We start from the raw sequence: 18,617 nt of genomic DNA, 5'->3' as shown, positions 1-18,617 counted from the left end.
CATGACGCAGCGACGCGAGTCCCGGACCCAGGTCGGCATCGTCGGGGCGGGCCCCGCCGGGCTCGTGCTGGCGAAACTGTTGGCGCTGGCCGGTGTCGACTCGGTTGTGCTGGAGGCCCGCGACCGCGCCTACGTCGAGGCGCGGGTCCGCGCCGGGGTGCTGGAGGCACCCACGGTCGAGCTGCTGCGCGGGATGGGCGTCGCCGGACGGCTGGACCGCGAGGGCATGCCGCACACCGGCATCTCGCTGCGCTTCGCCGAGGCCCCCGGCGCCCCCGCCGCCGACCACCGGATCGACTTCGCCGACCTCGTCGGCACCGGGATCACCGTCTACGGCCAGCAGGAGGTCGTGAAGGACCTGCTCGCCGACCGCGTCGACGACGCGGGCCTGCCGGTCGAGTTCGGCGTCTCCGGCGTCGCCCTGCACGACGTCGACACCGACACCCCGTCGGTCACCTACGCCGACGCCGACGGCGCCGAGCACGTCCTGCGCTGCGACGTGGTCGCCGGCTGCGACGGCTTCCACGGCGTCTCCCGCCCGCTGGTGGCACCGGACATCGCCGAGCGGGTCTACCCGTTCTCCTGGCTCGGGGTGCTCGCGAAGGCCGCGCCCACCACCGACGAGCTCGTCTACGCCCACCACGACGACGGCTTCGCGCTCTACTCGATGCGCAGCCCCGAGGTGACCCGGCTCTACGTCCAGGTCCCGAACGACACCGACCCGGCCGACTGGTCCGACGCCCGCATCTGGGACGCCCTGCACACCCGCCTGGCCTGCGAGGGCTTCACGATGAACGAGGGCGAGTTCCTCGAGAAGCCCTCGGTCACGCCGATGCGCAGCATGGTCGCCTCCCCGATGCGCCGCGGACGGCTGTTCCTCGCCGGCGACGCCGCGCACATCGTCCCGCCCACCGGGGCGAAGGGCATGAACCTCGCCATCGCCGACGTCCGGGTGCTCGCCGACGCGGTCGTGCGCGCGCTGCGCGACGGCGACACCGGCGGCCTCGACTCCTACTCCGACACCTGCCTGCGCCGGATCTGGCGGGCCGAGCACTTCTCCTGGTTCATGACCTCGATGCTCCACCGCTTCGACCCCGCCACCGAGGGCGGCGACGCGTTCGGCGTCGGTCTGCAGCGCTCCCAGCTGCGCTACAGCGTGACCTCCCGCGCCGCCGCGACGAGCCTCGCCGAGAACTACGTCGGCCTCCCGCACGGTGCCGTCTAGATCCCACCCACCACGAGGAAGGACCGCCGATGCAGGGCTACGCCCCCGTCCCGGCCGGGACCCACGCACCGCTGCTCTCACCGGACTACCGCAGCACCGCGCTGCGGGCGCCGTCCGAGCAGCCGGTGATCCTGCCCCAGCGGCTCACCGAGATCACCGGCCCGCTGCTCACCGGCCCGGTCCGTCCCGGCGACGACGACCTCACCGTCGGCGCCGGCGGCGAGGCGCTCGGCCAGCGGATCGTCGTCGCCGGGCGGGTGCTCGACTCCGACGGCCGCCCCGTGCCGGACACCCTCGTCGAGGTCTGGCAGGCCAACGCCGCGGGTCGCTACGCCCACCGCTGGGACAACTGGCCCGCCCCGCTCGACCCGAACTTCACCGGCGGCGGCCGGGTCCTCACCGACGCGCAGGGCAACTACTCGTTCACCACGATCAAGCCCGGTGCCTACCCGTGGGGCAACCACCACAACGCCTGGCGCCCCGCCCACATCCACTTCTCGCTGTTCGGGCGTGCCTTCACCCAGCGGCTGGTCACCCAGATGTACTTCCCGGACGACCCGCTGTTCGGCCAGGACCCGATCTACAACGCGACGCCGGAGGAGGCCCGCGGGCGGCTGGTGTCCACCTTCGACCTCGACGCGACCCGCCCCGAGTGGGCACTGGCCTTCCGCTTCGACATCGTGCTGCGCGGCCGCGGCGCCACCCCGTTCGAGGAGCCCCACGCATGAGCCTGCCGCTGACCCCCACCCAGACCGTCGGCCCGTACCTGTCGCTGGGGTTGCCCTGGCCGGACGGCCCGGACGTCGTGCCCGACGGCACGCCGGGCGCCGTCCTCGTCGGCGGGACCGTGGTCGACGGCACCGGCGCGCTCGTGCCCGACGCGCTGGTCGAGACCTGGCAGGCGGATCCGGACGGCCGCTTCGACCACCCCGACGACCCGCGCGGCGCGGCGAAGTCCACGGTGGAGGGCTTCCGCGGCTTCGGTCGCTGCCCCACCGACGACGAGGGCCGCTGGCAGGTCCGCACCGTCCTGCCCGGGGCCCTGCCGGACGAGGCCCCGCACATCGACGTCTCGGTGTTCGCGCGCGGCCTGCTCGACCGCGTCGTCACCCGCATCTACTTCCCCGAGCACGCCGACGCCCATGCCACCGACCCGCTGCTCGCGGCGGTCCCGGAGGCGCGCCGGCACACGCTCGTCGCCGTCGCGGAGGGCCCGGGCCGGTACCGGTTCGACATCCGCCTGCGCGGCGAGGGGGAGACGGTGTTCCTCGCTCTGTGACGGTGCCCGGCCGCGCGCGCACCCGCCCGGGGCATCACACCGTGGAGGTGTGACGCGTCCGGTTGATTCCCGGTGATCCGTCGGGGGTACTCCTGCGAAGATCTACCCAGCAGGGGCGGGAGGACCGGTGGACGCAGCACAGTCGGCGGCACACGTGCCGTTCGGGGATCCGGCGACCTCCGCGGCCCGGGTTCCCGGGCGCGTCACCGGTGCCGTCGTCGCGTTGTCGCGGCGGTACCCGCTGGCCGTGCAGCTCGCCCGCTACGCCGCCGTCGGCGGTGGGGCGACGGCGCTGAACGCCGCGCTGTTCCTGCTGTTCCGCCCGGTGCTCCCGGCCGTCCCGGCGAACCTGGTCGCGCTGGTCCTCACCACCGCGATCAGCACCGAGGCCAGCCGCCGTTTCGCCTTCGACGGCGCCCCCGCGCACCGGCTGCGCGAGTGGGTGCAGGACGCGGGCACCGTCGCGTTCTACGCGACCTACACCTCCGCGGTGCTGCTCGCGCTGCACCAGATGGCCGGGGCCACCACGCCGGGGGAGGAGGCCGCGGTCGTCGCGGTCGCCAGCCTCGCCGGCGGGCTGCTGCGGTTCGCGGTGCTGCGGTTCTGGGTGTTCGATGTGGCGCGGCCGGCCGCCGGTGCGCGACCCGACCAGGGAGGACGGCACCCGTGCCCGGAACAGTCGACTTCGACGCCTTCGACCTGACCGTCGGCCCGCCCGAGGAGCGGGTCGTCGTCCACGGGGTGCGCGGCGGCGAGGGCCCGCCCGTCCTGCTGCTGCACGGCTTCCCGCAGACCCACGCCATGTGGGGGCCGCTCGCGGCGGACCTGGCGCGCGACCACACCGTCGTCGCCACCGACCTGCGCGGCTACGGCGAGTCCGGCCGCCCCTCCGACGGCGAGAACCACGCCGGCTACTCGTTCCGGGCGATGGCCGCCGACCAGGTCGACGTCATGGCGCGGCTCGGGTTCGACAGCTTCGCCGTGGTCGGTCACGACCGCGGCGCCCGTGTCACCCACCGGATGCTGCTCGACCACCCCGAGCGCGTCGCGCGGGCCGCGCTGCTCGACATCCTCCCCACCGCCTACGTCTACGCGCACACCGACCGGGCGCTGGCGACGGCGTACTACCACTGGTTCCTGTTCATCCAGCCCGCCGACCTGCCCGAGCGACTCATCGCCGGGGACCCGATCGGCTACCTGCACTCGCTGCTCGGCGGCTGGGGCTCCGGACCGGACGCGCACCCGCCCGAGGCACTGGCCACCTACGAGCGCGCGTTCGCCGACCCGGCGGCCCGGCACGCGATGCTGGAGGACTACCGCGCCGGCGCCTCGATCGACCTGGAGCACGACGCCGCCTCCGACGCGGCGGGCGAGCGGATCGCCGCGCCCACCCTGGTGCTGTGGGGCGATCGCGGCGTCGTCGGCGCCAACGGCGAGAGCCCGCTGGAGGTCTGGCGCCGCGCGGCCGCCGATCCCGGTCTGGTCACCGGGGAGGCGGTCACCGGGGCCGGGCACTTCCTCGTCGACGAGCAGCCCGCCGCCACCACCGCGGCGGTGCGCGCCTTCCTCTGCGGCTGACCGGGCGATCCGGAAGACTCGTGCGTATGCGACGAACCACCCCTCTCCGGGCTCTGCTCGGCACCCTCGCGGCGCTCGCGCTCGTCCTCACCACCGCCGCGTCCTGCGGCGGCGGGTCCGCGACCCCCGCGCCGGCCCCCCAGCAGCAGCAACAGCAGCAGGACACGGACGACGACCGCGACGGCGACGACGACCAGGACGGCCGTCAGGACGGCGACGACGGCGGCAACGACGCCGACGACGACGGCTGAGCGCGCCCGGCCCGGGCCCCGTGCGGGGTCCGGGCCGGAGCCCGTCCTCAGGCCCGGACCGCGTGCACGATCCCCCAGGTGAGCTTGCCGGCGCGGCCACCGTCCACCCAGTGCTGCAGGCCCGCCTTCATCGCCGTCAGGTAGGGCCCCGAGATCGACGACGACAGCTCCTCCTCGTGCGCCACCAGCTCCTCGCGCACCCGGCGGTAGTGGGTCGCGAGGTGCTCGGCGTGGTCGAGGAACCGGACCCCGGTGAAGCCCCGCCGCTCCAGGCCGTCGGTGTAGAAGCCGGGCGTGGCCATCGTGGACAGTGCGATGCGGTCGAGGATCGGCTGGATCGAGGACTGGTCGAGCCCGTCGACGGCCATCGGGTCGGTGAACACCACCTGCCCGCCGGGGCGGAGCACCCGGGCGACCTCGTCCAGCACGGTGTCGCGGGAGCCGGAGTGCAGGAACGCGTCCTGCGACCACACCAGGTCGACCGAGGAGTCCTCGACCGGCACGTCCTCGTAGCTGCCGGTGGTCACCTCGACCCGGCCGGCCAGGCCCTGCTCCCGGGTCATCCGCTCGTTGCGGGCGTTCTCCACCGGGGAGAGGTTGAGGCAGTGCACCGTGGCCCCGTGTGCGGCCGCCAGCCGGCGGGCCGCGCCGCCGTAGCCCGCCCCGAGGTCGAGCACCCGGGTGCCGGGGCCGACCCCGGCGACCTCGGCCATCCGGGTCACCGTGCGGGCGCTGGCGACCGAGATCAGCTCGTCCGGTGCGTCGTAGACGCCGACGTGGATGTCCTCGCCGCCCCAGACCCGGGAGTAGAAGGTGTCGGCGTCGTCGGAGTCGTAGTAGGACCGGGCGGTGTGCTCGGCGGTGTCCTGGGTCGTCCGTGTCACTCGGCGTCCTCCTGGTCGAGGTAGGCCTTCTCGGCGATGTGCACGAAGAAGTCGGGCTCGTCGTCGGCGTAGGTCGACTGGAAGTCGCCGTAGGTGTCGACCCGCTGGAACCCGACCTCGTGCATGAGGCGGCGGGTGTAGTCCTTGCGCAGGGGGAACATGTTCAGGTGGTACTGGGACCCGTCGGGGAACCGGTAGCGGAACCGGGCGAGACCGTCGTCGACGTACTCCGGCTCGGCGACGACGTCGTCGCCGCAGTAGTAGTACCGGTGCTTCGAGGTGAAGCCGTTGTCCAGGATCGCGTCGTAGTTGCGCTGGTCCAGGATCAGCACGCCGTCGTGGGAGAGCATCGCGTAGAACTCGGCGAGCGCCTTGCGGCGGTCCCGCTCGGAGAACAGGTGGGTGAACGAGTTCCCGAGACAGATGATCGCGTCGTACTCGCCGTGCACGTCCCGGTTGAGCCACCGCCAGTCGGCCTGCACGACGCGCAGCACGTGCCCGCCGAACTTCATCCCGTTGTCGAAGGCCTTCGCCAGCATCTCGGCGCTGCCGTCGGCGGACACGACGGTCTCGAAGCCCTCCTCCAGCAGCCGGACGGAGTGGAAGCCGGTGCCGGTCGCCACGTCGAGCACGCTGGTGACCCCGCGCGTGCGGAGCTGGTCGACGAAGAACCGCCCCTCGCTGGCGTAGCGGGCCCGCCAGTCGATCAGCTCGTCCCACTTGTCGACGAACGTCTGCACGTACTCGTGCTTGTAGTGGGTGGACTCGCGGACCTCGGTGGGCGCGTCGCCGAACTCCTGCACGGTGCTGGCGGGCCCCCGGAGCCCGCTGCGGTGGTCTGCCGTCATGGGGCGCGCCTCCTCGGCGCTCGGGTGCGGGACGGCCCTGACCGTAGGTGGCCCCGCGGCCCCTGTCCGCTCACCCAGGGTGAGCCTGGAACGGCCGCCGGAGTTGTGTTATGCGCAACTCAGCCGGTCATCCGGGGATTTTCCGGGCGGCGGCGAGCAGGCCCGGGCGGTGACCGGCGGCGCGCGGGCCCACCAGTGACGTCATGTGGTCGTCACACGTCGTGGGTCCGGAGTGGACGGCGTGGCACGGCCGTCCGGCCGGCGGCGGCCCGCGGCCGGGACGTCGGCGATCCGTTCACCCCGGGTGATCTGTGGTTCCGGTCACACCATGGATCGGAGTTCATCCGTCCGGCGTAACGGCGCCGTCCCACAGGGCGCTCAGCGCGCGTCGCCGCTCTCCGCGTCCGAGCCCCCGCAGGTCCGCCGTACCCCGTTCGGTGACGACCACGTCGACGTCGTGCGACGGCGTCGTCACCGGTCCGCCGAGCCGCTCCACCAGCGTCGGGCGCCCGCGGTGCGCCGCGGGCAGCGCGATCACCGACAGTCCCGGCCCGCGGACCGCGGCCGCCGCGAAGTCCGGGTGCCCGCCGATCATCCCGGCCGCCGAACCGGCGACGCCCTCGACGTTGACCTGGCCGTCCCGGTCGATCTCCAGCGCGGTGTTCAGCGCGACCAGCGGCCCCGGGTCGGTGCTGAGCCGGGACACGTCGTGGGTGTGCTCGACCGGCCGGACCGTGCCGCGGCCGGCCCGGCCCAGCCGGTCGGCCCAGTCGTAGAGCCGGGGGCTGCCGTAGAGCGCCGTCGACGACGGTGTCCCGCGCAGCAGCCCGCGCTCGTCCAGGTCGACGACCGCGTCGGCGAGCAGCCCGGAGTCCACCGCGACCGGCACGTCCAGTGCCTCGACGAGTGCCGCGGCCAGCCGCCCGGGGCCGAACTGGATCCGCGCCCCGGCCGGGACGAGGCCCGCGACCGCGGCGGCCACCGCCCGGTCGGCGTCGCCCGGCGCGGGGGTGGCGACGGTGTGCGGGGCCCCGTCCGGTCCGTCGACCTCACCGAGCACCGCCACCCCGGCCAGCGGGGGACCGGCGTCGGCGTGCGGCGCGGAGCGGGACACGACCGCCGCGACCGGGACCCCGGCGTCGTACAGGCCGCGCATCCAGGATGCCTCCGCGCCGAACCGCAGGTCGCCGCGGTCGTCGCGGACGACGGTCGCCAGCAGCAGGTCCGGGCGCAGCGGACCGGCCAGCAGCGCCGGCGTCGCCGAGAGCCGGACCGGGACCCGGTGCGCGCGCCCGGACTCGATCAGCGCCCGCGCTCCCGGCCCCCCGACGACGGTGCGGATGTCGGCGAACGCGTCCGGCTCGAGGTCCGGGGCCGGGCCGGGCACCCAGCCCAGCACGAGCCGCACACCCCCGGCCCGGGCCGCGACCGCCGAGAGCGGGCGGGCGAGCGCGTGGGGGAGCCCGCAGCCGTCGGCCAGCGCCACCCGGGAACCCGGCGCGACCAGCTCGGACAGACCGCGTGCGAGGTCACCGTCGACGCCCATGCGCCCATCCGACCACAGGGCTAGCGTTGGCGGGCATGGGGACCGACCAGGACAGCGGTGAGTTCGTACGGGAGGCGCTCGGGGTGGCCGAGCGGATCACGGCCGACGGGTCGTCGCCGTGGCCGGTCGAGGCGGGCCGCTACCGCCTCGTCGGCGCACGCGCCTGCCCCTGGGCGAACCGGGTGATCATCACCCGGCGGCTGCTCGGGCTGGAGGACGCGATCTCGATGGGCATCGCGGGCCCGCTGCACGACGAGCGCAGCTGGCGCTTCCACCTCGACCCGGGGAACGTCGACCCCGTGCTCGGCATCGAGTACCTGCGCGAGGCCTACGAGAAGGCCGTCCCCGGCTACGACGAGGGCGTCACCGTCCCCGCCATGGTCGAGGTCGCCTCGGGCAAGGTCGTCACCAACGAGTACGCGCTGCTGGAGCGCGACCTGTCCACCCAGTGGCGGGGGCTCCACCGCGACGGCGCCCCGGACCTGTGGACCGACCCGGAGGCGATCGACGAGATCGGGAAGGGGATCTTCCACGACGTCAACAACGGCGTCTACAAGTGCGGGTTCGCCTCGTCCCAGCGCGCCTACGACCGCGCCTACGACGCCCTGTGGTCGCGGATGGACGAGCTGTCCGGGCACCTGTCGACGCGCCGCTACCTGGTCGGTGACTCGATCACCCAGGCCGACATCCGGCTGTGGGTGACCCTGGTCCGCTTCGACGCCGCCTACCACGGCCACTTCAAGGCCAACCGGCACAAGCTCACCGAGCTCCCCGTGCTGTGGGCCTATGCCCGGGACCTGTTCCAGACCCCCGGCTTCGGCGACACCATCGACTTCGAGCAGGTCAAGCAGCACTACTACGGCGTGCACGCGTCGGTGAACCCGACCGGGATCGTCCCGAAGGGGCCCGACACCGCCGGCTGGACGACCGCCCACGGCCGCGAGGAGCTGGGCGGGCGCCCGTTCGGCGACGGCACCCCGCCCGGACCGCCGCCGGAGTCCGAGCGGGTCCCCGCGGTCGGCTGAGCCCCGCACCCGGCGCAGCGGGCCGGGCCGGCGGGCCGGTGACCGCGGCGCGGCGGGAGCGCCGGGCCGGGACGGGCCTGTCACGATGGTCGTGATGCGAGTGCCTGGACGACCCCACCCCGTGATCCGGCAGCGACGCCGTCGCAGCACCGGACTGCTCACCGCCGCCGTCGTGGGCGCGCTGACGGCGGGGCTCGTCGCCGTCGCCGGGCCGCAGCTCACCGCGAACAGCACCGACGCCGCCCCGCCGGGTGCACAGCCGCAGGCGGCGCCGGCGGCACAGCCGGACCCGGACACCTGCGCCCCGATGGTGGCGGCGCTGTCCCCACGCGACCGGCTCGCCCAGCGCCTGATGGTCGGGGTGGACGCCGCCGACCCGGCCGGCGCCACCGCGATCGTGCGGGAGTCGCAGGTCGGCGGGGTGTTCCTCGGCGGCAACGCGACCGCGCTGCTGCAGGGCGACCGGCTCTCGGCACTGCAGAAGGCGGCCCGCACGCCGCTCGCCGTCGCCGTCGACGAGGAGGGCGGCCGGGTCCAGCGCATCGACGAGCTCGACGGCGACGTCCCCAGCGCCCGGCAGATGGCCGCGTCCGGCAGCCCCGAGGAGGTCGCCGGGATCGCCCGCGAGCGCGCCGGGCAGCTGCGGGCCCGTGGTGTCACCTGGAACCTCGCGCCGTCGGTCGACGTCTCCGACCAGCCGCGCACCGCCGTCATCGGGGACCGCTCGTTCTCCGACGACCCGGCCGCCGTCACCCGCTACGCCGCCGCCTGGGCCGAGGGGCAGCAGGCCGGCGGGGTGTTCGGGGTCCTCAAGCACTTCCCCGGCCACGGGCACAGCTCCGGTGACTCGCACAAGGGATCGGTGAGCACGCCGCCGCTGGACCGGCTGCGTGCCGGTGACCTCCGGCCCTACGCCGACCTCGTCGGACCGGGGAAGCCGCTCGACGGGCGGGTCGGGGTCATGCTCGGTCACCTCGACGTCCCGGGCCTGACCACCGACGTGCCCACCAGCATCGCCCCGGCCGCCTACCGGCTGCTGCGCGAGGACTACCGGTTCGACGGCCTCGCCATGACCGACGACCTCGGTGCGATGAAGGCGATCACCGACCGCTTCGGGCTCGTCGAGGCCACCACCCGGGCCCTGACCGCCGGCGCGGACATGGCGTTGTTCTCCAACGTCACCCCGGTCGCCCCGCTGCTCGACGCCGCGGAGAAGGCGCTGGCCGAGGGGCGGATCACGGCGCAGGACAACGACACCGCCGTCGCGCGGGTGCTGGCGGCCAAGGGGCTCTGCAGCCGCGGCTGAGCTCGCCCGTCAGCCGGCGAAGAACGCCCGGATGTCGCCCGCCACGTCGGCCGGCCGTTCCAGGGCGGCGAAGTGCCCGCCCTCGTCGAAGGTGCTCCAGTGCTCGATCCGGGCGTTGTCGCGCTCGGCGAACACCCGGACGGTCCGGAAGTCCGAGGCGAACACGGCCACCCCGGTCCGGGCGTGGTTCACCCGCGGCTCCGCGCCGGCGCGTGCGTCCTCGAAGTAGATCCTGGCCGAGGTCGCCGCGGTGTTGGTCAGCCAGTACAGCGACACCTGGGTCAGCAGCTGGTCACGGGTCACCAGCGCGGTGCCGTTGCCGAACGACGCGAACAGCTCCGAGTAGGCCAGCTGCCCGACCGGTGAGTCGGCCAGCGCCGCGCCGATCGTCTGCGGGCGTGAGGCGTTCATCCCGTTGTAGCCGCCGACCGAGGAGAACCACTGCATGAACTCCAGTGCGGCGTGGTCGTCCGGTCCCAGCCGCTCGAACTCGGCCGGGTCGCCCGACGGGAACGAGAACAGCTGCAGCACGTGCAGGCCGAGGAACCCGGGCGGGTCGAGCAGGCCCAGCTCCCGTGCGACGAGTGCCCCGGCGTCGCTGCCGTGCGCCCCGTAGGAGGTGTAGCCGAGCCGGCGCATCAGGGTGTCCAGCGTCGCGGCGATCCGGGCGGTGGTCCAGCCGCCCCCGGCGAGCGGGGTGCTGAAGCCGAACCCGGGCAACGACGGCACCACCACCGAGCAGGCGTCCTCGGCGCGGCCGCCGTGTGCGACCGGGTCGGTCAGCGGGCCGATCACGTCGAGGAACTCCGCGAACGAGCCGGGCCAGCTGTGCAGCAGCAGCACCGGCGTCGCGCCGGGCTCGGCCGAGGGGACGTGCAGGTAGTGCAGGACCTGGCCGTCGATCTCGGTGAGGTACTGCGGGTGGGCGTTCATCCGGGCCTCCTGGGCCCGCCAGTCGAACCCGTCGCGCCAGTACGCGACGGTCGCGGCCAGCCACGCGTTCGGGGTGCCGTGGGTCCAGTCGTCGCCCGGCGCGGGACGGGGCAGCCGGGTGCGGGACAGACGGTCGGCGAGGTCGTCGAGGTCGGACTGCGGGATCTGCACGGTGAACGGCGTCATGGGTACTACGGTGCCGGTCGATCAGGCACGTTCCCTTCCTGTTCGCGACCGGATCCGGAGGTTCTCGTGGCCGACACCGCCGCCCGCATGCTCGCGCTGCTCGGGCTGCTGCAGAGCCGTCCGGAGTGGACCGCGCCGGAGCTGGCGGAGCGGCTCGGCGTCAGCACCCGCACCATCCGCAACGACGTCGCCCGGCTCCGCGGACTCGACTACCCGGTGCACGCCGTCCGGGGCGGCGCCGGGCACTACCGGCTCGGGCCCGGCGCGCGGCTGCCCCCGCTGCAGCTCGACGACGCCGAGGCCGTCGCCGTGGCGATCGGGCTGCGCACCGTGAGCGCGAGCGGCGGGCGGCTGGGGGACAGCGGCGACCGCGTCCTGGCCAAGCTCGACCAGGTGCTCCCGGACCGGCTGCGCCGCCGCGTCGCCGCCGTCCACGACGGCACCGTCGCGGGGCCGCGCAACACCGACACCGTCGACCCGGATCCGGAGGTCGACCCGGCGGTGCTCACCGAGCTCGCCACCGCGATCCGCGACCACACCTGCGTGCGGCTCGACCTGCCCGGGCAGGAGTGGCCGGTCACGGTCGAGCCGTACCGGATGGTCTCCTGGCAGGGCCGCTGGTACCTGGTCGGGCGGCTCGACGGCGGGTGGCGGACGTGGCGGGTCGACCTGGTCCGCCCGCGCACGGCGACCGGCCGCCGGTTCGTCCCGGACCCGCTGCCCGGCGGGGACTACCCGGCCCTGGTCCTGCGGGAGGCCGCGTCGACCGGGTGGCAGGTGCACGTCCGCATCACCGTCGACGCACCGGCGGCGACGGTGCTCGCCCGGATCAACCCGGCCGTCGGCGCGGTCGAGGAGGTCGACGACACGCACTGCGTCCTCGTGACCGGGGCGGACAGCATCGAGACCGTCGCGGTGTACATCGGGCTGCTCGACCTGGACTTCCACGTCACCGAGCCACCGGAGCTGGTGGCGCGGCTGCGCGCACTGGCCGACCGCTACACCCGGGCGACCACGGTCCCCTGAGTACGCACGAGGGCCCCGCACGACACTGTGCGAGGCCCTCGGCAGGGGAGAACGACGGTCAGGACGCCATGTCCAGCCCGCCGTTCACGCTGATGACCGAGCCGGTCACGTAGCCGGCGCGGTCGTCGACGAGGAACTGCACGGCGCGGGCGATCTCGTCGGCCTGGCCGAGGCGGCCGACCGGGATCTTCGAGACGATCTTCTCGAGCGCCTTCTCCGGCACGGCGGCGACCATCTCGGTCTCGATGAAGCCCGGCGCGACGCAGTTGACGGTGACGCCCTTGCGGGCGACCTCCTGGGCCAGCGACTTCGAGAAGCCGATCAGGCCGGCCTTCGACGAGGCGTAGTTGGCCTGGCCCATCGCGCCGGTCTGGCCGATCACCGAGGAGATGTTCACGATCCGGCCGAACTCGTTGCCGGTCATGTGCTCCAGCACGGCCTTGGTCATGTAGAACGCGCCGGACAGGTTGATCCGCAGCACGGCGTGCCAGTCGTCGACGGTCAGCTTGCGGACGGTCTTGTCGACGGTGATGCCGGCGTTGTTGATCAGGTAGTCGACGCGGCCCCGCTGCTCCAGGACCTCGGTGACGACCCGCTGGCAGTCCTCGGGCGAGCCGACGTTGCCCTGGTGCACCGAGATCGACGCGCCCTCGGCCTCCAGCTTGCCCTTCAGCTCGTCGGCGGCCTTGGAGTTCGACGAGTACCCCGCGGCGACGTGCACCCCGGTGCGGGCCAGCGCGGTGGTGATCGCGGCGCCGATCCCGCGCGCACCCCCGGTCACGATGGCGACGCGCTGCTCCGGGTGGGTGTCGGTGATCGCGGTCATGCGTTTCCTCCAAGGGTGTCGAGAGTGCGCTTCATGCCCCGCTGGACCGCGTCGGCCAGGTACGGCCGGAGCTGGTCGGGGGAGACGATCCGGTGCACCGAGCCGACGGACTGCGCCCGCTCGATGGAGTGCTTGGTGTCGAACTCGTCCGCGACCTGGCCGAGCTTCTCGGAGCGGACGTCCGGGCGGAGGGTGGCGAGGTCGCCGCGCAGCCGTGCCGCCGTCGCCTCGTCCCCGTCGGTGACGGCCTGCTTGATCCGGGTCTCCAGGTCGGTGACCCGCTCGTCCTTGGCGGTGCGGTCGTTGACCTCGCCGGCGAACACGACGGCCGCGGCGGGCGCCCCGCCGAGCACGGAGGCGTAGGAGCCGGTGATCGCAGCGACCTCCATGTTGTCGTTCAGCGTTCCGGAGAACACCACGAACGCGCCGCCGTGGTAGCGGGAGACCACGCAGAACACGATCGGGCCGTCGAAGTTGACGATGGCCCGGCCGATCTCGGCGCCGTTCTCCAGCTGCAGGCCGCGCAGCGACTCCGGCGAGCCGTCGAACCCGGACAGGTTCGCCAGCACGACCAGCGGCCGGTTGCCGGACGCGGCGTTGATGGCCCGCGCGCACTTGCGCGACGAGCGCGGGAACAGCGTCCCGGCGGTGAACTGCGACGGCCCGTCGACCGGGCGCGGCCCGCGCCGCGGCAGCGGCCGCGACTCGATGCCGATCATCGCGATCGGCTGGCCGCCGAGGTGGGCGTCGAGTGCGACGACCGAGTCGGCGTCGTGCATGTCGGCCCACCGCTCCGACGTCGGGTGGTCGGCGTCGGCGACGCCGCGCAGCACCGAGCGGATGTCGAACGGCTTCTTCCGCTCCCGGTTGGTCTCCGGCGCCCAGATCTCGCCGAGCGTGGTGAAGTCGCAGTTCGGCCCGGAGTGCGGCGCCGTGGTGACGTCGCGGGAGACCGGGTCGGTGGTCGGCGCGGGTCGAGGGAACCGCTCGCCCGGCTGGGTCCAGGTGTGGGCGTAGTGCGCCAGCAGCACGCCCACGGCGCCGCCCAGGTCCGGCGCCCAGTACTGCGCCTGCCCGTTCGGGCCCATGATCCGGTCGTAGCCGCCGATGCCGAAGTTGTCCTCGGCCGAGACACCGCCGGAGAAGTCCAGCGAGTGCTTGCCGGTCAGCACCATGGCCGAGTCCGGCGTCATCACCAGGATGCCCTTGGTGTGCATGAGCATCGTCGCCTCGGCGTTCCAGTAGGGCTGGGCGCCGACGTTGATGCCGGTGACGACGACGTTGAGCTCCCCGCCGTCCTGGGTGAACTCGATGATCCCGCGCAGCACCCGGGAGATCCAGTCCATGTTCTCGGTGCCGGAGTCCATCGCGATCTTCGCGCCGGCCGAGACGGCGAACCACTCGATCGGCACGTCCAGCTCACGGGCCAGGTGGATCGCGGCCATCACGCGGCGGCACTCCGGCTCGGCGATCGCGCCGAGCGCCCGGGTCGGGTCGCCGAGCAGCACGACCCGCTTCATCCCGTCCGGGTAGCGCCGGGTCGGCACCGAGACGACGCCGAGCACCAGGTTGGCGCTGTTGCCGCCGGGCGCGCGGTCGACCGGCACCGGCAGCGCCGGGTCGGCCGGGTCGACGAGGTCGTACTCCTGCCAGGTGCCCGGGCCGGCGTCGACCGGGGCGGTGAGCAGCGGGACGATCTCGTACGGGTAGACGGCGCCGCGGCGACGGGCCTTGAGCACCTTCTGGTCGTAGGCGTCGAGCTCGCGCATCGGCTCGGTCGGGGGCTGGTCGAGCTTGACCGTGAGCCCCGCACCGGGCGGGCGCGACATGCGCAGCAGCATCGAGCGCGGACCGCCCTGGCCGCCGGTGACCTGCGGGTCGGCGGTGCGGAACTCGACGAGGACCTGCTCCAGCCCGAGGTTGGCCGTGCGCGGCGCGAGCCGGCGGACCACCGAGTCCAGCTCGGCGAGCGGGACGTCGACCTCCGGCCACACGTAGAGCGCGATCCGGTTCCACGACATCCGGGCCAGGGTGCGGTCCCCGGCGCGGGCGGCACGCAGCGAGTTGATGCAGGCGTCGAGCGCGCGCTCGAACTGCGGCAGCGAGCGGACCTTCCCGGTCTCCTCGTCGCGCAGCACGGTCAGCTCGCGGACGTCGGCCATCGCGACCAGCCGGTCGTCGGCGGTGACCTCGCGGCCGGTGGCCCGGAACAGGTGCACGTCGGTGGCGGCGGGCAGGCGGTGCAGCTCGAAGTTGCGGAAGCGCCACAGCCGCAGCCGGTCCGCGACCAGCGGGTGCATGCCCCGCAGCGTGCGGTCCTCGACCAGCTCGCCGGTCTCGTCGGGCCGGAAGGTGAACCAGGTCGGCGGCTCGGCCTCGTCGCTCGCCGTACCCGCGGCGCGCGGGTTCGGGCGGACGGCGACGGCGACCCGGTGCAGGTGCGCGGGCACCTTCCCCAGTGCGGCGCGGACGCGCTCGGCGCGGGCGTCGGGGTCACCGCCGTCGTCGGCCTTGGTCGAGGTGACGTAGAGGTCGACGAGCGCGGTGCGGTCGCCGTCGAGCTCGCCGACGCGGCGGCGCAGCTCGTCTGACACGGCCTGCGCGGCGGCCGGGTCGTTGTTGTCGATCACCGAGGCGAAGACCGTGCGGTCCCGGCCCAGGTGCTGGTAGCGGGCGGTCAGCAGCGGCTTGCCCGCGTGCTCGACGAGCTCCAGGTCGCGCAGCACCCGCACCCGGTAGTAGCGCCGGGTCATGACCTCGAGAAGCACGGCGTCGTGCCGCTCCCCGAACACGCCCAGGATCGGCTCCGAGGACCCGACGAGGGTGTCGATCCGGCGGGCCCGGTCCGCGGTCCCCGGGTCCGAGGCGAGCACGTCCAGGCTCTCCCGGACCTCGGCCAGCGCCCGGTCCCGCTCGGCGGCGACGACCGGGGCGTCGAACGCCCGGTAGCGGGCCAGCCGCGCGGTGTCCCCGACGACGGGGTGCCGCAGCTGGGTGGCGACGACGACCTCGTCGAGGGTGCGCAGGTAGTCCTCGCGCGCCGCGGGGGAGAGGTTCGCGACCGACTCCGGGTGGCGCAGCCGCCAGTTCAGCAGGTCCAGCACGACCGGCACCTGCTGCGGCGCGCGGCGGTGGGCCAGGAACATCCGGTACAGCGCCGGGCCCAGGTCGTCGGCGCGGCCGGTCCCGCCGTCGATCTCGGTGACGCCGTAGTGGGCCAGCGCCCGGCGCAGCTTGGCCTGGAACGACTCGGGCAGGCCCTCGTCGTCGGCGTCGCGGGAGCGCAGGTAGGCGTAGAGGTACTCCTGCGGGTTGCGCTCGGTCTCGCCGGTCTCGTCGTCGGTCTCGGACCGGTTGCGCGAGAGCTGGCAGAGGTCGGCGAAGATCTGCAGGACGGCGGTCTCCCCGGCCAGCACGGCCGGGTCGTCGGCGGCCAGCTGCTCGCGGGCGGCGGCGAGGCGCCGCAGCTGCGGGCGGGCCTGGCGCTCGTCGACGTCGAAGCCCAGCACCTGGAAGCGCAGCGCGGACAGCGCGTCGGCCGCGGTCGCGGCGGCGTCGGTGTCGGCGCCGGCCGCGGCGAACGCGGACAGGTCGGCGCGCTCCCCGCTGGGGCCTGCCGCGTCCGCGTCGGCCGACGGCTCCAGCCGCACGAGCTTGGTGCCGCCGTCGACCTGGGTGTTGGCCGGGACGAGGATCTCGGCGACGGTGCCGTCGAACGGCGCCCGCAGCGAGGTCTCCAGCTTCATCGACTCGACGATGGCGAGGGTGTCGCCCTCGGACACGGTCTGGCCCGCGCTGACCGGCAGCGCGACGACCATCGCCGGGGCGGGGGCGCGGACGATGCCGGCCTCGCCGCCGGAGATGCGGTGCACGGCGCCGTCGACCTCGACGAGGTAGTCCGCCTCCTGCGCGACCGACAGCACGGTCCAGGACAGGTCGCCGACGGTGAGCCGGCGCTCGTAGGCGCCGTTGCGCTCGACGTCGACGTCGACCGACACGCCGTCCAGCTCGACGGTGTAGCGGCCGGCGCGGGTGCGGGCGACCGTCAGCTTGTAGGACTGCCCGGCGACGGTGACGTCGGTCTGGTGCCAGGTCTCGTAGCCCACCTCGGGCCGGCCGGCCTCGGCGGAGCGGAACAGCCGCTCCTGCTGGCGGGCGACGTGGCCGTCGTGGCTCTGCACGGCGGTGGCGAGCAGCGCGACGTCGAGGCGGCGCGGCGGCGCGTAGCCGTCGGCCATCATGGTGTCGAGCCAGGTGGTCTGCAGCTCGCCCGAGCGGAACTCGTCGCGGTCGAGCAGGTCCAGCAGGAACGCCTTGTTCGTGGAGCCGCCGTCGATCACCGCGGAGGTCTGGCGCAGCGCCCGGGACAGCCGCGCGCGGGCCTCGTCGCGGTCGCGGCCCCAGGCGATCACCTTGGCGATCATGGAGTCGAACTGCGGCGGGATGACGTCACCCGCGGCGACGCCGGTGTCGACCCGGATGCCCGGACCGGACGGCAGCGCCAGGTGCTCGATGCGGCCCGGGGCGGGCGCGAACTCGCGCTCCGGGTCCTCGGCGGTCAGCCGGGCCTCGATCGCCCAGCCCTGGGCGGCCGGGACCTCGCGTGCGACCTCGGCGAGCGTGCCGCCCGCGGCGACGTGCAGCTGCAGCTTCACGATGTCGACGCCGGTGCACGCCTCGGTGACCGGGTGCTCGACCTGCAGCCGGGTGTTGACCTCGAGGAAGGAGAGGAGCTTCTCCTCGGGCTGGTAGAGGAACTCGACGGTGCCGGCGTTGACGTAGCCCGCGGCGCGGGCCAGCTCGGCGGCCGAGCTGCGCAGCAGCGCCTCCTGCTCGGCGTCGAGTGCTGTGGACGCCGACTCCTCGACGACCTTCTGGTTGCGCCGCTGCACCGAGCAGTCGCGTACCCCGAGGGTCCAGACGTCGCCGGTGGCGTCGGCGACGACCTGCACCTCGACGTGGCGTCCGCCCGACACCGCGCGCTCCAGGAACACGGTCGCGTCCCCGGCGGTCCTCGACGCCTCCGACGCGGCCCGCTCGAAGGCCTCGTCGAGCTGCTCGGGGCCCGGCACGTAGCGGATGCCGCGGCCCCCGCCGCCCGCGGTCGCCTTCACCATCAGCGGGTAGCCGACGGTCTCGGCGGCCTTGCGCGCCGTCTCGACGTCGGCCACCGGACCGCCGGACCACGGCGCCATCGGCACGCCGACCGACTCGGCCAGCTGCTTGGAGGCGATCTTGTCCCCGAGCCCGCGCATCACCTCGGCCGACGGACCGACGAAGGTGATCCCCAGCCGCTCGCACAGCTCGGCGAAGTCGGCCTTCTCCGAGACGAAGCCCCAGCCCGGCCAGACCGCGTCGGCGCGGGTGGCGCGCAGCGCGCGCTCCAGCTCGGCGTGGTCGAGGTAGGGGCTGGTGCCCATGTGGTCCGGGTCGTCCGGCCCGATCAGGACGGCCTCGTCGGCCTCGCGGACGTACATCGCCCGCCGGTCGACGGCGGTGTGCAGCGCGATCGTGCGCAGGCGGCGGTCGGGCCCGTTCTGGGCGTTCCACTCACGGACGGCGTTGATCAGCCGCATGGCGGGTTCGCCGCGGTTGACGATGGCGATGCGCGAGAACATGGCTGGGCTTCACTGCTCCTACGGGTGCTGCGACGAGGTGGCGGCGGTGTGCCGCATCGACATCGTCGTCGTGCGGTCGGCGGGTC

General features: G+C 74.2%; 15 protein-coding genes. 9 read left to right on the top strand and 6 right to left on the bottom strand.

Features of this window, described 5'->3' with window-relative positions:
* Window position 1: 1 nt before the first annotated feature.
* The 6 genes from KPF22_RS23855 to KPF22_RS23830 all read left to right on the top strand — a co-directional run bounded on the left by KPF22_RS23855 (window position 2) and on the right by KPF22_RS23830 (window position 4,333).
* The gene (locus tag KPF22_RS23855; protein ID WP_224403342.1) at window positions 2–1,225 is read left to right on the top strand and encodes a 4-hydroxybenzoate 3-monooxygenase; all 1,224 of its coding nucleotides are present in this window, start codon (window positions 2–4) and stop codon (window positions 1,223–1,225) included.
* Window positions 1,226–1,254: 29 nt separating this feature from the next.
* The gene (gene pcaH / locus KPF22_RS23850; RefSeq protein WP_062400788.1) at window positions 1,255–1,953 is read left to right on the top strand and encodes a protocatechuate 3,4-dioxygenase subunit beta; all 699 of its coding nucleotides are present in this window, start codon (window positions 1,255–1,257) and stop codon (window positions 1,951–1,953) included.
* Window positions 1,950–2,504, top strand: a complete 555-nt coding sequence (gene pcaG / locus KPF22_RS23845; protein ID WP_224403341.1) for a protocatechuate 3,4-dioxygenase subunit alpha — start codon at window positions 1,950–1,952, stop codon at window positions 2,502–2,504. Before pcaH ends, pcaG begins: the two co-directional genes overlap by 4 nt.
* 127 nt (window positions 2,505–2,631) lie before the next feature.
* Window positions 2,632–3,207, top strand: coding sequence for a GtrA family protein (locus tag KPF22_RS23840; RefSeq protein WP_224403340.1), 576 nt, complete (start codon window positions 2,632–2,634; stop codon window positions 3,205–3,207).
* Window positions 3,171–4,082 carry an alpha/beta fold hydrolase gene (locus tag KPF22_RS23835; protein ID WP_208821449.1) on the top strand — a complete coding sequence of 304 codons (912 nt, stop codon included), beginning with the start codon at window positions 3,171–3,173 and terminating at the stop codon, window positions 4,080–4,082. The genes KPF22_RS23840 and KPF22_RS23835 overlap by 37 nt, the downstream gene beginning before the upstream one ends.
* A gap of 26 nt (window positions 4,083–4,108) precedes the next feature.
* A complete protein-coding gene (locus tag KPF22_RS23830) occupies window positions 4,109–4,333 on the top strand; it encodes a hypothetical protein (protein WP_208821447.1) in 225 nt (74 codons plus the stop codon).
* A gap of 47 nt (window positions 4,334–4,380) precedes the next feature.
* On the opposite strand, the gene KPF22_RS33310 is transcribed toward KPF22_RS23830, so the two are convergent.
* The 3 genes from KPF22_RS33310 to KPF22_RS23820 form a co-directional block, all read right to left on the bottom strand.
* A complete protein-coding gene (locus KPF22_RS33310; protein WP_307799342.1) occupies window positions 4,381–5,217 on the bottom strand; it encodes a methyltransferase domain-containing protein in 837 nt (278 codons plus the stop codon).
* Window positions 5,214–6,065, bottom strand: a complete 852-nt coding sequence (locus KPF22_RS33305) for a class I SAM-dependent methyltransferase (RefSeq protein WP_307799341.1) — start codon at window positions 6,063–6,065, stop codon at window positions 5,214–5,216. Before KPF22_RS33305 ends, KPF22_RS33310 begins: the two co-directional genes overlap by 4 nt.
* Before the next feature lie 340 nt (window positions 6,066–6,405).
* Window positions 6,406–7,611 (bottom strand): acetyl-CoA hydrolase/transferase C-terminal domain-containing protein, encoded by a 1,206-nt coding sequence (locus KPF22_RS23820; protein ID WP_224403339.1) that lies wholly within the window; start codon window positions 7,609–7,611, stop codon window positions 6,406–6,408.
* Window positions 7,612–7,646: 35 nt separating this feature from the next.
* Here KPF22_RS23820 and KPF22_RS23815 point away from each other — a divergent pair, with 35 nt between their 5' ends.
* Window positions 7,647–8,636 carry a glutathione S-transferase family protein gene (locus KPF22_RS23815; protein WP_208821443.1) on the top strand — a complete coding sequence of 330 codons (990 nt, stop codon included), beginning with the start codon at window positions 7,647–7,649 and terminating at the stop codon, window positions 8,634–8,636.
* A 94-nt stretch (window positions 8,637–8,730) separates the two neighbouring features.
* Window positions 8,731–9,942 carry a glycoside hydrolase family 3 N-terminal domain-containing protein gene (locus KPF22_RS23810; RefSeq protein WP_374107524.1) on the top strand — a complete coding sequence of 404 codons (1,212 nt, stop codon included), beginning with the start codon at window positions 8,731–8,733 and terminating at the stop codon, window positions 9,940–9,942.
* 9 nt (window positions 9,943–9,951) lie between these two features.
* Here the strand turns inward: KPF22_RS23810 and KPF22_RS23805 are convergent, their stop codons facing one another.
* Window positions 9,952–11,061, bottom strand: a complete 1,110-nt coding sequence (locus KPF22_RS23805) for an epoxide hydrolase family protein (protein ID WP_224403337.1) — start codon at window positions 11,059–11,061, stop codon at window positions 9,952–9,954.
* Window positions 11,062–11,127: 66 nt separating this feature from the next.
* Here KPF22_RS23805 and KPF22_RS23800 point away from each other — a divergent pair, with 66 nt between their 5' ends.
* Window positions 11,128–12,087: a YafY family protein gene (locus KPF22_RS23800; protein WP_224403336.1), complete on the top strand. Its 960-nt coding sequence runs from the start codon at window positions 11,128–11,130 to the stop codon at window positions 12,085–12,087.
* Between the two features lie 58 nt (window positions 12,088–12,145).
* On the opposite strand, the gene KPF22_RS23795 is transcribed toward KPF22_RS23800, so the two are convergent.
* Window positions 12,146–12,913: a beta-ketoacyl-ACP reductase gene (locus KPF22_RS23795; protein ID WP_062400793.1), complete on the bottom strand. Its 768-nt coding sequence runs from the start codon at window positions 12,911–12,913 to the stop codon at window positions 12,146–12,148.
* The gene (locus tag KPF22_RS23790; RefSeq protein WP_224403335.1) at window positions 12,910–18,531 is read right to left on the bottom strand and encodes a biotin carboxylase N-terminal domain-containing protein; all 5,622 of its coding nucleotides are present in this window, start codon (window positions 18,529–18,531) and stop codon (window positions 12,910–12,912) included. Before KPF22_RS23790 ends, KPF22_RS23795 begins: the two co-directional genes overlap by 4 nt.
* Window positions 18,532–18,617 lie beyond the last annotated feature (86 nt).

The sequence above is a fragment of the Pseudonocardia sp. ICBG1034 genome (assembly GCF_020131375.1).
GTDB classification, from domain to species: Bacteria; Actinomycetota; Actinomycetes; order Mycobacteriales; family Pseudonocardiaceae; genus Pseudonocardia; species Pseudonocardia alni.
Note: the sequence above shows the minus strand (reverse complement) of the source record. Positions and strands in the feature narration are given on the sequence as shown.